The following is a 13,530-nucleotide window of genomic DNA, read 5'->3' on the forward strand; positions in this document are numbered from 1 at the left end:
GTGGGCCTGCAATGATGACGTCAACATCCCGATCTCTCCGGAGTTCTGTCCGGGTCGATCGACCATCGCCGAGGGGGAGACGCGCAGATGCACCGACGGGTCTCGATGGCCGACGTCGCCGCCGCGGCGGGCGTGTCGGGCCAGACCGTCTCGCGCGTCGCGAACGGGTCCGCGCGGGTCGACCCCGCCACCCGCGCGCGCGTCGAGGCGGCGATGGCGTCGCTCGGCTATCGGCCGCACCGTGCGGCCCGCGCGCTGCGCACCGGACGCACCCACACGCTCGGCGTCGTCGTGCGCACCCTCGCATCGGTCGGCAACACCCGCATGCTCGAGTCGGTCGTCGCGGCGGCCGCCGGGCGCGGATACGCCGTCGTCGTCGCGAGCCTCGCGGGCGGGAGCGGGGAGGATGCCGCGGCGGCCTTCGCCTCGCTCCACGACCAGGGCGTCGACGGCGCGATCGTGCTCAACGAGGCGACGCCCTCGGTGCGCGCGGCCGGGCCGCCCGCGGGGATGCCGGTGGTCGCGATCGACTCCGGCGGCGACGAGCGCTTCACATCGGTCGAATCCGACCACGCGGGGGGCGCGGCCGCCGCCACGACGCACCTGCTGGGAGCGGGGGTGGGCGCCGTGCACCACGTCGCCGGTCCTGCACGGGCGTACGCCGCCGCCGAACGCGAGCGGGGCTGGCGCACCGCGCTCGAGCGGGCCGGGGCGGACGCGCCGAAGGTCTGGCGCGCGGACTGGACCGCGGCATCCGGCCACGCCATCGGCCGCCGCCTCGCCGCCGACCCCGATGTGCACGCCGTCTTCGCCGCGAACGACCAGATCGCCCTCGGCATCCTCCGTGCGCTGCACGAGGCGGGCCGCCGCATCCCGGAGGACGTCGCGGTCGTCGGCTTCGACGACGTGCTGGATGCCGCGGAGTACTGGCCGCCTCTGTCGAGCGTGCGGCAGGATTTCGACGCCCTCGGCGCGCGGGCGGTGCAGGCGCTGCTCGCCCGGGTCGACGGCGCGGCATCCACCCACGACGTCGTGCCGACGACGCTCATCGTGCGGCGCAGCAGCGGCGGGAGTGCGTCGTGAGCCGCGTCGTCGTCGCGCCCGACTCGTTCAAGGGCACGATCGGGGCGGATGCCGCGGCCGTCGCCCTCGCCGACGGCTGGCGCGCCGTGCGGGGCGACGACGCCCCGCTGCTGCGTCCCATGGCCGACGGAGGCGAAGGGACGCTGGATGCGTTCGCGCGCGCCGTTGCCGGGTCGGTCCGGATGCCCGTGCGGGTCACGGGTCCGGCGGACACCCCTCTCGACGCGCACTGGCTCCTGCTCCCCCCGACCCCTGACGCGCCCGAGGGCACGGGCGTCGTGGAGCTCGCCGGCACGTCGGGCATCGAGGCGCTCGGCTCGCCGCCCCGCCTGAGTCCCCTCGCGGCGCACACCCTCGGATTCGGTCAGGCGATCGCCGCCGCGCTCGACCACGGAGTGTCGCGGCTCGTGCTCGGCGTGGGCAGCAGCTGCTCGACCGACGGCGGGGTGGGCCTGCTGTCGGCCCTGGGCGCCCGCTTCCTCGACAGTGCGGGGGCACCGGTGCCGCTCGGCGGCCGCGGGCTCGCCCTCATCGCACGCGTGGAGACGGACGCGCTCGTCCCCCTCCCGCCGGGCGGGGCGGCCGTGTTGACCGACGTGACGAATCCTCTCCTGGGCCCCGAGGGAGCCGCGGCGGTCTTCGGCCCGCAGAAGGGCGCGTCGCCCCTGCAGGTCGCGGCGCTCGAGGCGGGGCTGCGGGTGCTGGCCTACCGGCTCGGGGGCGAACCGGATGCCGCGGGCGCCGGAGCCGCCGGCGGCGCGGGCTATGGGCTGCTCGCGTGGGGCGCGACGCTGCAGAGCGGGGCGGATGCCGTGGCGCGCTTGATAGGCCTGGGCGAGGCGATGGCCGGGGCATCCGTCGTCGTGACGGGCGAGGGATCGTTCGACGGTCAGTCGGCGCGGGGGAAGGTGCCGGGCCGCGTCGCGGCGCAGGCGCGAGCGGCGGGGGTGCCGGTCGCCCTCGTGGCGGGAAGGATCGATCCGGCGGCCGACGCGACGGGGTTCGCGGCGACGCTCTCGCTCGCGGAGCTGGCGGGATCACCGGATGCCGCGATGGCCGACGCCGCGCGCTGGCTCCGCGCCGCGGGCGAAGCCCTTGCGCGCACCTTCGCCTGACCGCGCGGCATCCCGTCGCGGGCGACCTCAGCCGCCGAGGGCGGCCGAGACGACGGCGCGGGCCTCCTCCTGCACTTGCGCGAGGTGCTCGGGGCCCCGCAGGGACTCGGCGTAGAGCTTGTAGACGTCCTCCGTGCCGGAGGGGCGCGCGGCGAACCACGCGTGCTCGGTCTGCACCTTAAGGCCGCCGATCGCCGCGCCGTTGCCGGGCGCGTGCGAGAGCTTCGCGGTGATCGGCTCGCCCGCCAGGTCCGTCGCCTCGACCGCGTCGGGCGAGAGCTTCGCGAGCGTCGCCTTCTGCTCCGGCGTCGCCGGCGCGTCCACGCGCTGGTAGGCGGATGCCCCGAACTGCTCCTCGAGCTCGGCGTACCGCTGCGAGGGGGTCTTGCCCGTCACCGCGAGGATCTCGGCCGCCAGCAGGCAGAGGATGATGCCGTCCTTGTCGGTCGTCCACACCGATCCGTCGGTGCGCAGGAACGACGCCCCCGCGGACTCCTCGCCGCCGAACGCGACGGAGCCGTCGAGGAGACCCGGGACGAACCACTTGAAGCCGACGGGGACCTCCAGCAGGCGGCGGCCGAGCGACTCCGTGACGCGGTCGATGATCATCGACGACACGAGCGTCTTGCCCACCGCGGCATCCGCGGGCCAGCCGGGCCGGTGCGAGAACAGGTAGTCGATCGCGACGGCGAGGTAGTGGTTGGGGTTCATCAGCCCCGCGTCGGGCGTGACGATGCCGTGGCGGTCGGCGTCGGCGTCGTTCCCCGTGAGCAGGTCGTACTCGTCGCGGCGGGCCACGAGGGCGGCCATCGCGTTCGGCGACGAGGGGTCCATGCGGATCTTCTCGTCCCAGTCGAGGGTCATGAACCGCCACGTCGGGTCGACGTCGGGGTTCACGACCGTGAGGTCGAGGCCGTACTTCTCCGCGATCAGGGCCCAGTAGTCCACCGATGCGCCGCCCAGGGGGTCGGCACCCACGCGGATGCCGGAGGTGCGGATCGCATCGAGGTCGATGATCGTGGCGAGGTCGGCGACGTAGGCCTCGCGGAAGTCGTAGCGGCCGAGGGTGTCGACGACGATGTCCGCGTAGCGGGCTCGGGAGACGCCCTCGAGGCCCGCCGCGATCAGCTCGTTGGCGCGGCTCGCGATCCAGCCGGTCGCGTCGGTGTCGGCGGGGCCGCCGTGGGGCGGGTTGTACTTGAAGCCGCCGTCGCGGGGAGGGTTGTGGCTCGGGGTCACGACGATGCCGTCGGCACGGTCGGGGGAGTCGGCGGCGAGGTCGCGGTTGTAGGTGAGGATCGCGTGGCTGAGGGCGGGGGTGGGCACCCACGAGTCGCGGGAGTCGACGCGCACGTCGACGTGGTTGGCGACGAGCACCTCGATCGCGGTGCGCTCGGCGGGGCGGGAGAGCCCGTGCGTGTCGCGCCCGAGAAACAGCGGACCGGTGAGGCCCTGCGCCCGCCGGTAGTCCACGATCGCTTGCGTCGTGGCGAGGATGTGGTCCTCGTTGAAGCTCGTCGACAGGCTCGAGCCGCGGTGGCCGCTCGTGCCGAAGGCGACGCGCTGCTCGGGCACCGAGGCATCCGGCTTCCTGTCGTAGTACGCGGCGATCAGCTCGTCGACGTCGATCAGATCGGATGCTTCGGCGGGCTGTCCTGCACGGCTCATGTCTTTAGTCTGCCGTGCCGCGGACGCGGGGGCATCCTTTCGCCGCGTTCGTTCCTCGGCGCGCGCGTGTCGATATGGTTCGAGAGTGTCCCGTGTGACGGAAGTGCAGCCGACGGTCGGGCCCGCCCGCGTGGCGGTCGTCGACGACCACGAACTCGTGGCGGTGGCGGTGCGTGGCCGGAACGGGACGCGCACGCCCGAGTAGGCTGACTGCTTGTGACCAGCCCCGCCGATCCCGCCCCCCGCACGTACTCGTATCTCGGGCCGGCCGGAACGTTCACCGAGGCGGCGCTCGCGCAGGTCCCGGAGGCGAGGAACCAGCGGTGGCGGCCCGTCCGCAACGTCGGGGAGGCGCTCGCGGACGTCGTGGAGGGGCGCTCTCACGCCGCGATGATCGCGATCGAGAACTCGGTCGACGGCGGGGTCTCCACGGCGCAGGACGCGCTGGCGACCGTTCCGGGGCTGCGGATCATCGGCGAGTACCTCGTGCCGGTGGATTTCGTGCTCGTGGGGCGGCCCGGTTCGTCGCTCGAGGACGTGTCGACCGTCGCGGCGCACCCCGTGGCGTACGGGCAGTGCCTGCAGTGGCTCACGCGCACCCTGCCGGAGCACGCCCACCTGCCCGCGGCGAGCAACGTCGCGAGCGCCGTCGGGCTCCTCGACGGAACGAGCGACGCGGATGCCGCCATCGCGCCCCCGACGATCACCGAGCACCACGACCTCGTCGTGCTGGCCCGCAACATCGGCGACAACCCGAACGCGGTCACCCGGTTCGTGCTGGTGAGCCGGACGGTGGCCCCCGCGCCCCCGACCGGCGCCGACAAGACCTCGCTCATCGTGGAGCTGCCGGAAGACCACCCGGGTGCACTGCTCGAGCTGCTGGAGCAGTTCGCCACCCGCGGCATCAACCTCAGCCTGCTCGCCTCGCGGCCGATCGGCGACGCGCTCGGCCGCTACCGGTTCGTCATCGACGCCGACGGGCACATCCACGACGAACGCATGGCCGACGCGCTCTTGGGCCTGCGCCGGTTCAGCCCGAAGGTGCTCTACCTCGGCTCGTATCCGCGGGCCGACCGCACCGTCGTGCGCTACCCCGACCGCTACTCCGACGACGTCTTCGTCGAGGCGCGCGACTGGCTGCGCGCCCTGCTCAGCGGGGAGCCGGAGGCGTAACCCGCGGCGCTCACCCGCGAACGGTCGTCCCGCGCTGCTCGCCTGTCGCGAACGGTCGTCCCGCGCCGCGGCGACGAGCGGTTTGCGACAGGGGAACGGGCGCCGGGGCGACCCGCGGGCGGGCGGGGCGGGACGCCGCGGGTGGCGGGGCGGGGCGGGGGCGACGCGTGCGTCAGGCGACGAGGGCGCCGGCGCCCGCCGCGACGAGCTCGAGCGTCTGCGCGCGGCCGCCCGCGGCATCCATCGGCTCACCGTCGTACGCCGCGGCGACGGGGGCCAGCATGACCTCGTCGACGCCGTGGCGGGCGGCGAAGGCCGCGACATCCGCCGCGACCTGCTCGCCGGTGCCGACGAACCACCGCTGCCTCGCCGACGCGACGAACGACTCGGCGAGGGGATCCATCGGGGCGGCGGCGGCCTGCTCCACCGTCTCGAGCGGGATGAGCGGCTTGTTCGTGCGCAGCCGTGCCATCATGCGCAACTGCGGCAGCGCCCGCGCCTCGGCCTCCTCGAGCGTGGGGGACGCGACGGCGTTGACCGTGACGAACGTGCGCGGCTCGGGGTGGGTCTCGCTCGGCTGGAACTGGCCGCGGTAGAGCTCGAGGGCGCGCTCGAGTCCCTCGCCCGCGAAGTGGTTGGCGAAGACGTAGGGCAGCCCGAACGACGCGGCCAGCTGCGCCGAGTAGTCGCTCGAGCCGAGCAGCCATACATCGGGCGACCCGGATGCCGCGGGCGTCGCGTGCACGTCGTAGGTGCCGCCGCTGGTGAACCGCACCGTCGCGCCCTCGGGGGAGGCCATCGCGACGATGTCGCGGACGTGCTCGGGGAAGCGGTCGACGTCGCTCGTCGTGCCCGACTGGCGCAGCAGCTGCGTGATGACGGGGTCGCTACCGGGGGCGCGGCCGATGCCGAGATCGATGCGGCCGGGCGCGAGGGCTTCGAGCGCCGCGAACTGCTCGGCGACGATGAGCGGCGAGTGGTTGGGCAGCATGACCCCGCCGGAGCCGACGCGGATGCGCGCGGTACGCGCCACGGCGGCCGCGATCAGCACGGGCGGCGTCGTCGAGGCGACGGCCGGCATGTTGTGGTGCTCGGCGAACCAGTACCGGCGGTACCCGAGGTCGTCGGCATGACGGGCGAGGTCGAGGGAGGCCGCGACGGCCTGTCCGCTGGACTGCCCGTGTCGCACGGGCACCAGGTCGAGGACGGACAGGGCGGGGGCAGTGGGAGTGGACATCGCAGAGTGAAACGCCCGGGGTCGCCGCGCATTCCCGGACAACACTCCGGAGGCTCGCGGCTCCTGCCGGTCCCAGAGCACCCGATCGGCCGCGGGGCGCCGATGTCTCCGGAATGTTGTCCGGGTCCGCCGCGCTCCTCGACGCCCGAGGGCCCGGGCCCCCTCAGCGCGCGGCCTGCTTGACCTCCTCGTACGCCCGCAGCGCGGCGGCGCGCGAGGCCTTGAGATCCACGAGCGGCTCCGGCCCGTCGCCCGCCGCATGATCGGGCGCCCATTCGCGGACGTACGAGCCGCGGGGGTCGAACTTCTGCGCCTGCAGCTCGGGGTTGAAGACGCGGAAATAGGGCGCGGCATCCGCCCCCGATCCCGCGACCCACTGCCAGTTGAAGGGGTTCGAGGCGCCGTCGGCATCGACGAGCGTGTCCCAGAACCACTCCTCGCCGCGCCGCCAGTCGATCATCAGGTTCTTGATGAGGTACGACGCCGTGACCATCCGCACACGGTTGTGCATGATGCCGGTGCGCCACAGCTCCCGCATGCCGGCGTCGACGAGCGGCACCCCCGTCCTGCCCTGCTGCCACGCCTCGAGGTGCGAGGGCTCGAGCCGCGGCCAGGGGAAGGCGTCGAACTCGGCCCGCAGGTTCTTCGTCGCGAGGTCGGGGTGGTGGAACAGCACGTGCGCGGCGAACTCGCGCCACCCGATCTCGGAGAGGAACCGGGATGCCGCGCCGGGATTCGCACCCGACTCGCGCGCCGCGACGGTCTCGTGCCATACCGTGTACGGGCTGAGCTCGCCCCAGCGCAGGCGCGGCGACAGCTGCGAGGTCGCCCCGGCGGCGGGCTCGTCGCGGGCGCGGTCGTAGTCGTCGAGGTCGTCGGAGAGGAAGCCGCGCAGGCGGGCGCGCGCGGCGGGCTCGCCCGGCTCCCACGTCTCGCGCAGGCCCTCGGCCCAATCGGGCACCGTCGGCAGCAGGCCCCAGTCGTCGAGGGCGTCCGATGCGGGGGACGACCCCGGCCCGGGCACGTCGCGCGGTTCGGGCAGGGGCGCCCGCGGTGCCGGCAGGGCCTGGCAGGCCTTCCAGAAGGGCGTGAACACCGAGTAGGGGCCGCCCGATCCCGTGCGCACGGTCCACGGCTCGAAGAGCACGGATGCCGCGAACGACGCGACCTCGATGCCGTCGCCCCGCAGCGTCTCCTTCAGGCCCCCGTCGACCTCCCGCTCGGCGGCCCCGTAGCGCCTGTTCCAGAACACGGCGCCGGCGCCGGCATCCTCCACCACGTCGGCGACGACCCGTGTGGCGGGGCCCCGGCGCAGCACCAGTTCGCCCCCCTTCTCGCGCAGGCGCTCGCCGAGAGAGGCGAGCGACCCGTGCAGCCACCACTTCGCCGCGCCGCCGAGGGGGCGGATGCCGGGCGAGACCTCGTCCAGCACGTAGAGCACGACCACCGGCTCGTCGCGGTCGAGCGCCGCCCGCAGAGCGGGGTTGTCCGCCAGACGCAGGTCGTCGCGCAGCCAGACGATGCTGGGGCTTGTCATGCCCCGGATGCTACCGGCGGTCCGCGCCCGGCTTCGCGCGCTTGACGGCACGCGGCCCGCCGTCTACAGCCTGCTGGTGTCGTGACCGTCGGGCACGACGACGCGCAGGCCCCCGGCCTGGATCGTGCACCGGATGCGCACGGCTTCGCCGAACTCGTCGCCGTCGAGCTCGATCGGCTGGGCGGGGGAGGTCGCGAGCTCGATGCCCTCGCCCCGCAGGAACCGCACGGAGCTGTTGCGCCCGCGCCGCTCGAGTACGCGGCGCCCCGCGCGGAAGCGCCGGAGCACGCTGTTGTCCCACCACACCTTGCGCCACACGCCGATCCAGCCGAACCAGCCCGTCGGCTGGAGGACGGCGACATCCAGGATCCCGTCGGCGACGGAGGCCTCCGGGATCAGGGCGATCCCGGCCGGCAGCGCGCCGCAGTTGGCGAAGAGCACGCTCTGCACCTTCGCGGAGTGCAGCCGGCCGTCCTTCATCTGGTACATCACGCGGAAGGGCTTCGCGGTCGCAAGCGAGCGGGCCGCGCCGTCGACGTAGGCCACCCAGCCGACCGACTTCTTCAGCTGCGGGCTGGTGTTGGCGATCATCGCGGCATCCAGCCCGATGCCCGCCATGACGACGAAGGCATGGCGCTCGCGCGAGCCGTCATGGCGGCGGATGTCGGCGAAGCCGATGTCGATGGGATGCGTCGCGCCGGCGAAGGTCGCGGCGATCATCAGCTCGGGGTCGTTCAACGGCAGGTTGAGGTTGCGCGCGAGCAGGTTGCCGGTGCCGCTGGGGACGATCGTCAGCGGGACGTCCGAGCCGGCCATCGCCTCCGACACGGCGCGCACCGTCCCGTCGCCGCCCGCGACGAGCACCGCGTCGGCCCCCTCCTCGAGGGCCAGCCGCGTGACGTCGTCGCCGAGGTCGTCGACCGTGGTCTCGAAGAAGATCGGCTCGGCCCAGCCCGCGGACTCCGACATCCGCGTGACGAGGTCGCGCAGGCGCTCCTGGTCGACCTTGATGGGGTTGTAGACGAGGGCCGCCCGCTTGCGGAGCGAATCGTCGGGCTCCTCCATCGGTGCAGGCTCGCCCTCGGGGGTGACCTGGCGGGCCTCGCCGCCCTCGCCGTCGGCCGTGTCGGGCTCGACGTCCTCCGGCTCGCGGATGACGTCGTCGGGCGCGGCGGCCTGCTTCGGGTCGGGAGCGGCCGCATTCACCTGATCGGAGGGCGCCTCTCCGGCCCCCGCCTCATCGACGGGACCGGGTGCGTCCGCGGCGCGGTCGTCGTCAGAGGTGCCGGATGCCGCGGTCATGGTCCCACCTTAGGCTCAGCCGGGCGCCGGCCCCCGGCCCGCCCGGGGCCCGAATCGCGCGCCCTAGACTGTTCGGGTGATCGACCCCGTGCTGCTCCGCGATGACCCTGATCTGGTGAAGCGCTCGCAGGCGGCGCGCGGGCATTCGCCCGAGACCGTCGATGCGGCCCTCGCCGCCGACCGCGACCGCCGTGCCGCGATCGCCGAGTACGAAGAGTTGCGCGCCGCGCAGAACGCCTTCGGCAAGCAGGTCGCGAAGGCTCCCAAGGAGGAGAAGGCCGCGCTCGTGGCCGAGGCGAAGGGCCTCGCCGACCGCGTCAAGGCCGCCCAGCAGCGGGCCGCCGAGGTGGAGGAGGCCGCGGCATCCGCCCTCTCGCGCATCGAGAACGTCGTCATCGACGGCGTCCCCGCCGGCGGTGAGGCCGACTTCGTGACGCTGCGCACGGTGGGCGAGCCGGCGAGCTTCGACTTCGAGCCGCTCGATCACCTCGAGCTCGGCGAGAGGCTCGACGCGATCGACATGGAGCGGGGGGCGAAGGTCTCGGGGGCGCGCTTCTACTTCCTCAAGGGCGTGGGCGCCCGGCTCGAGATCGCGCTGATGAACCTCGCGCTGAACACCGCCCTCGACAACGGCTTCACGCCGCTCATCACCCCCACTCTCGTGCGCCCCGACATCATGCGGGGCACGGGTTTCCTCGGAGAGCACGCCGACGAGATCTACCGTCTCGAGGCCGACGACCTGTACCTCGTGGGCACGAGCGAGGTCGCGCTCGCGGGCTATCACAAGGACGAGATCATCGATCTCTCCCGCGGCCCGCTCCGCTATGCCGGCTGGTCCACCTGCTACCGGCGCGAGGCGGGGTCGCACGGCAAGGACACCCGCGGGATCATCCGCGTGCACCAGTTCAACAAGCTCGAGATGTTCGTCTACACGACGCCCGAGGATGCCGCGGCCGAGCACGAGCGGCTGCTCGCCTGGCAGGAGCAGATGCTGCAGCCCCTGGGCCTGGCGTACCGCGTCATCGACGTCGCCGCGGGTGATCTCGGGTCGTCGGCGGCGCGCAAGTTCGACATCGAAGCCTGGATCCCCACGCAGGGGGCCTACCGGGAACTGACCTCGACCTCGAACTGCACGACCTATCAGGCGCGCCGGCTCGACATCCGTCACCGGCCTGACGGTGGGAAGACGCAGACGGTCGCGACCCTCAACGGAACCCTCGCCACGACGCGCTGGCTCGTCGCCCTCCTGGAGACCCACCAGCAGGCGGACGGATCGGTGAAGGTCCCCGAGGTGCTGCGGCCCTACCTCGGAGGCCTCGAGGTTCTGGAGCCGGTCGCGTGAGCGAAGATCGCGCCACGACGGCGGACGAGACCGAAGCGCTCCCCGAGCCGGGCTCGGTCGAGGTCGTCGAACCCGACGACGCGGCCGAGCTGGTCGAGGAGATCGCCGACGAGACGGTCGCGGACGGCTCGCCCGAGGGCACTGCGGGCCCCATCCTGATCGTGCTCGACATCGACGGCACCGTCCTGCTCGAGGACGAGTCCCCGAGCCCGGGGGTCGTCGACGCCGTGAAGGACGCGGCCGCGGCGGGCAACGAGGTGATGCTCGCGACGGGGCGCAGCTGGGATGGCACCCGCGGCATCCTGCGGGTGCTCGGCATCGCGCCCGAATACGTCGTCTGCTCCAACGGCGCGGTCGTGCTGAAGCGGGTGGATGCCGACGACCTCGCGTACGAGCGCGTGCACACCGAGACCTTCGACGCGACGACGGTGCTGACCCTGCTGCGCGAGCACCTGCCCGACGCGCACTACCTCGTCGAGCTCCCGGGCGGTGAGCGGCTCTACACCGAGTACCTCGACGACTGGAACCTCCTCGCGGCGCACCGCGTGAGCTTCGAGGAGCTGACGGCGCAGCCCGTGTGCCGCGTCGTCGTCGTGTCGCCCGAGCACGAGGAGGGGGACTTCCTCTCATTGGTCGAGCGGATCGGCCTGAATCAGGTGTCGTACGCGATCGGTTGGACGGCCTGGCTCGATATCGCCCCGCAGGGCGTGGACAAGGGAACCGCTCTCGAGCTCGTGCGCGGCTGGCTCGGTCTTCCCGCCGACCGGGTGCTCGTGATGGGCGACGGGCGCAACGACGTCGGCATGTTCGAGTGGGCGCTGCGCAACGGCGGACGCGCGATCGCGATGGCCCAGGGCCCGGACGAGGTGCGCGCCGTCGCCGGCGAGGTGACCACGTCGGTGCAGGAGGGCGGCGTGGCCGCGATCCTCGGCGCGCTCGGGCGCTGAGGACGCCCCGGCATCCGCTTTCAGCGCCCTGCCAGCCGTTTCCTGCCAGAATGGGGCAGCTTCGCGGTCGGATAGACTCGGTGACCGACGGCGCCGCTTCGCGGTCCGCCGGGAGGGTTGTCCGAGCGGCCGATGGAGCTGGTCTTGAAAACCAGTGGGCAGAGATGTCCCGTGGGTTCGAATCCCACACCCTCCGCTTCCGGCTCGACAGGGGAGCGGCCCCGCCCGAGAGGACACCAGTGAGCGAGAGCAAAGCGCCCAGGCGCCGGTCGACGGTCGCCCGTCACGGCGAGCTCTCCTCCCCCTCCGTGTGGAGTCAGCTCGTGCGTTTCGTCGCGGTCGCCGTCGCGGTCGTGCTCGTCGCGGGCGTCGGCGTCGTCGCGTTCCAGGCCTACAGTGCCGTCACGAGCTTCACGAGCGCCGCCGTCGAGCTGGAGGGCCAGGCGGCGGTGCCGCCCGACATCGGCGAGATCGAGGGCGGAGTCAACCTGTTCCTCGCGGGCACCGACGCGTGCGAGCCCGAGTATGCGGAGCTGTTCGGCGACCGGTGCACGGGAGCGGATGCCGGGGGCGAGCTCAACGACGTCAACATGCTCGTTCACATCTCCGACGAGCCGCGCCGGGTGACGGTGGTCAGCTTCCCGCGCGATCTCATGATCCCGATCCCCGAGTGCACCGACCCCGAGACCGGCCGCACATCGTCGGCGATGAGCAAGCAGCCCCTCAACGCGACCTTCTCGTACGGCGGCCTGGCGTGCGCCGTGAAGACGGTCTCCGAGCTCTCGGGCCAGGACATTCCCTTCGCGGCATCCGTCACCTGGGGTGGCGTGATCGAGATCACGAACGCCATCGGCGGCGTCGAGGTGTGCATCGCGAACGGCATCAAGGACTACCACACGGGGATCGACTGGCCGGAGGGCAACCGCAACCTGCAGGGCCTCGAGGCGCTGCAGTTCCTGCGCACCCGCCACGGCGTCGGCAACGGCGGCGACCTGGGGCGCATCTCGAACCAGCAGCAGTACATGTCCCGCCTGGCGCGTAAGCTGATCAGCAACGAGACGCTCTCGAACCCCGCGACGCTGTACTCGCTGGCGACGACCGCCCTGAACAACATCACGGCGAGCCAGACGCTCACCAATCCGCTCACGATGGTGCAGATCGCCCTTGCGGTGAAGGACGTGCCGTTCGAGGAGATCGTCTTCGTCTCCTACCCGGTCGTCGACGACCCGTTCGACACCAACCGAGTGGTGCCGAACTACGCAGCGGCGAATGAGCTGTGGGCCGCCCTCGAGGCCAATAAGCCGATCCAGCTGAGCGGCGAGGCGAGCCAGGGGGACGGCGTCATCGTGGAGACGCCCGCTCCCGCCGATCCGTCGACGGACCCGACCGAGCAGGCGTCGCCCGCTCCCTCGGAGGAGCCGGGCGAGGCGGTGGCGACGCTGCCGCCCTCCATCGCGGGACAGACGGCGGCGATGGAGACCTGCTCGAACGGCAACGCCTGACCCGCATTCGTCGTGGGCGGACGGAGCCGTTAGTATTGCCAGGTGCACCCGCGCCGTTTCGCGTTGGGTGCCATGGAGACGTCGCATAGTCAGGCCTAGTGCACCACCCTGCTAAGGTGGAGTCCCCTCACGGGGACCGAGGGTTCAAATCCCTCCGTCTCCGCGGAAAAATCCCCGGTCATCCGGGGATTTTGCGTTTGCGCTGATGATGCTCGAGATGCCCGATCTGGCGGCGGGGTCCCCCAAGGGTCCCCAAGTGGGGACCCCCAGGGGCCCTTGCGACCGATATGGACAGCGGTTTCGGGAGAGCTGCACCCTCATTCGGCGCGGAATTCCGCGGGTTTCCGGTCGTCGTGCTCGCCGGAGAGAGCGACTCACCCGACCTGCCGACCGTTCACGACTTCCGGGATGTAGCCGTACCCGTGCTGGAGCGCATGCACAATCGGCGCCGTCGCGTTGTCGCCAAGGAAGGCTTCTCGATCTCGACCGAACGCGGGTGACGGCGCCGTGCGGCGCACGTCGAAACCGGTCGCGTCGAGTTGACAGACTGTTGAGGTGGCCGACCTATGCTTGGTCCATTGCTCCCTCCCGTCTCCGGATTGGCGGGGATTTTATTTGCCCCGG

General features: G+C 72.6%; 10 protein-coding genes and 2 tRNA genes. 8 read left to right on the plus strand and 4 right to left on the minus strand.

What is annotated here, in order from left to right; translation table 11 throughout:
• The first annotated feature begins 105 nt into the window (after window positions 1-105).
• Both RYJ27_RS01500 and RYJ27_RS01505 read left to right on the plus strand, forming a co-directional pair.
• Window positions 106-1,083 (plus strand): LacI family DNA-binding transcriptional regulator, encoded by a 978-nt coding sequence (locus RYJ27_RS01500; RefSeq protein ID WP_330171035.1) that lies wholly within the window; start codon window positions 106-108, stop codon window positions 1,081-1,083.
• Complete coding sequence (locus RYJ27_RS01505; RefSeq protein WP_330171036.1) at window positions 1,080-2,198, plus strand: glycerate kinase; 1,119 nt, start codon at window positions 1,080-1,082, stop codon at window positions 2,196-2,198. The genes RYJ27_RS01500 and RYJ27_RS01505 overlap by 4 nt, the downstream gene beginning before the upstream one ends.
• A gap of 27 nt (window positions 2,199-2,225) precedes the next feature.
• Here the strand turns inward: RYJ27_RS01505 and pgm are convergent, their stop codons facing one another.
• Complete coding sequence (gene pgm, locus RYJ27_RS01510) at window positions 2,226-3,866, minus strand: phosphoglucomutase (alpha-D-glucose-1,6-bisphosphate-dependent) (RefSeq protein ID WP_330171037.1); 1,641 nt, start codon at window positions 3,864-3,866, stop codon at window positions 2,226-2,228.
• 216 nt (window positions 3,867-4,082) lie between these two features.
• Between pgm and pheA the strand changes: the two genes are divergently transcribed.
• Window positions 4,083-5,039 (plus strand): prephenate dehydratase, encoded by a 957-nt coding sequence (pheA, locus tag RYJ27_RS01515; RefSeq protein ID WP_330171038.1) that lies wholly within the window; start codon window positions 4,083-4,085, stop codon window positions 5,037-5,039.
• Between the two features lie 172 nt (window positions 5,040-5,211).
• On the opposite strand, the gene RYJ27_RS01520 is transcribed toward pheA, so the two are convergent.
• The 3 genes from RYJ27_RS01520 to RYJ27_RS01530 all read right to left on the minus strand — a co-directional run bounded on the left by RYJ27_RS01520 (window position 5,212) and on the right by RYJ27_RS01530 (window position 9,115).
• The gene (locus RYJ27_RS01520; RefSeq protein ID WP_330171039.1) at window positions 5,212-6,276 is read right to left on the minus strand and encodes an LLM class flavin-dependent oxidoreductase; all 1,065 of its coding nucleotides are present in this window, start codon (window positions 6,274-6,276) and stop codon (window positions 5,212-5,214) included.
• Between the two features lie 163 nt (window positions 6,277-6,439).
• Window positions 6,440-7,813, minus strand: a complete 1,374-nt coding sequence (locus RYJ27_RS01525) for a cryptochrome/photolyase family protein (protein ID WP_330171040.1) — start codon at window positions 7,811-7,813, stop codon at window positions 6,440-6,442.
• A gap of 63 nt (window positions 7,814-7,876) precedes the next feature.
• Window positions 7,877-9,115, minus strand: coding sequence for a diacylglycerol/lipid kinase family protein (locus RYJ27_RS01530; RefSeq protein WP_330171041.1), 1,239 nt, complete (start codon window positions 9,113-9,115; stop codon window positions 7,877-7,879).
• A 76-nt stretch (window positions 9,116-9,191) separates the two neighbouring features.
• Between RYJ27_RS01530 and serS the strand changes: the two genes are divergently transcribed.
• From serS to RYJ27_RS01555, 5 genes are all read left to right on the plus strand, one after another.
• Window positions 9,192-10,457, plus strand: a complete 1,266-nt coding sequence (serS, locus tag RYJ27_RS01535; protein ID WP_330171042.1) for a serine--tRNA ligase — start codon at window positions 9,192-9,194, stop codon at window positions 10,455-10,457.
• Complete coding sequence (locus RYJ27_RS01540) at window positions 10,454-11,404, plus strand: HAD hydrolase family protein (RefSeq protein ID WP_330171043.1); 951 nt, start codon at window positions 10,454-10,456, stop codon at window positions 11,402-11,404. The genes serS and RYJ27_RS01540 overlap by 4 nt, the downstream gene beginning before the upstream one ends.
• 111 nt (window positions 11,405-11,515) lie before the next feature.
• Window positions 11,516-11,600: transfer RNA gene (locus RYJ27_RS01545), tRNA-Ser, on the plus strand.
• A gap of 43 nt (window positions 11,601-11,643) precedes the next feature.
• Entirely contained in the window at window positions 11,644-12,906 is a 1,263-nt protein-coding gene (locus tag RYJ27_RS01550) for an LCP family protein (RefSeq protein WP_330171044.1), read from the plus strand.
• A gap of 74 nt (window positions 12,907-12,980) precedes the next feature.
• Window positions 12,981-13,069 (plus strand) — tRNA-Ser (locus tag RYJ27_RS01555).
• Window positions 13,070-13,530: the final 461 nt, after the last annotated feature.

Origin of the sequence: Microbacterium limosum (assembly GCF_036324365.1) — a bacterium.
Lineage (GTDB): Bacteria > Actinomycetota > Actinomycetes > Actinomycetales > Microbacteriaceae > Microbacterium > Microbacterium limosum.

Coding starts and splice junctions, on each gene's coding strand:
- RYJ27_RS01500 (WP_330171035.1), top strand. CDS start 106: ATGGCCGACGTCGCCGCCGCGGCGGGCGTGTCGGGCCAGACCGTCTCG.
- pgm (WP_330171037.1), bottom strand. CDS start 3,866: ATGAGCCGTGCAGGACAGCCCGCCGAAGCATCCGATCTGATCGACGTC.
- RYJ27_RS01520 (WP_330171039.1), bottom strand. CDS start 6,276: ATGTCCACTCCCACTGCCCCCGCCCTGTCCGTCCTCGACCTGGTGCCC.
- RYJ27_RS01525 (WP_330171040.1), bottom strand. CDS start 7,813: ATGACAAGCCCCAGCATCGTCTGGCTGCGCGACGACCTGCGTCTGGCG.
- RYJ27_RS01530 (WP_330171041.1), bottom strand. CDS start 9,115: ATGACCGCGGCATCCGGCACCTCTGACGACGACCGCGCCGCGGACGCA.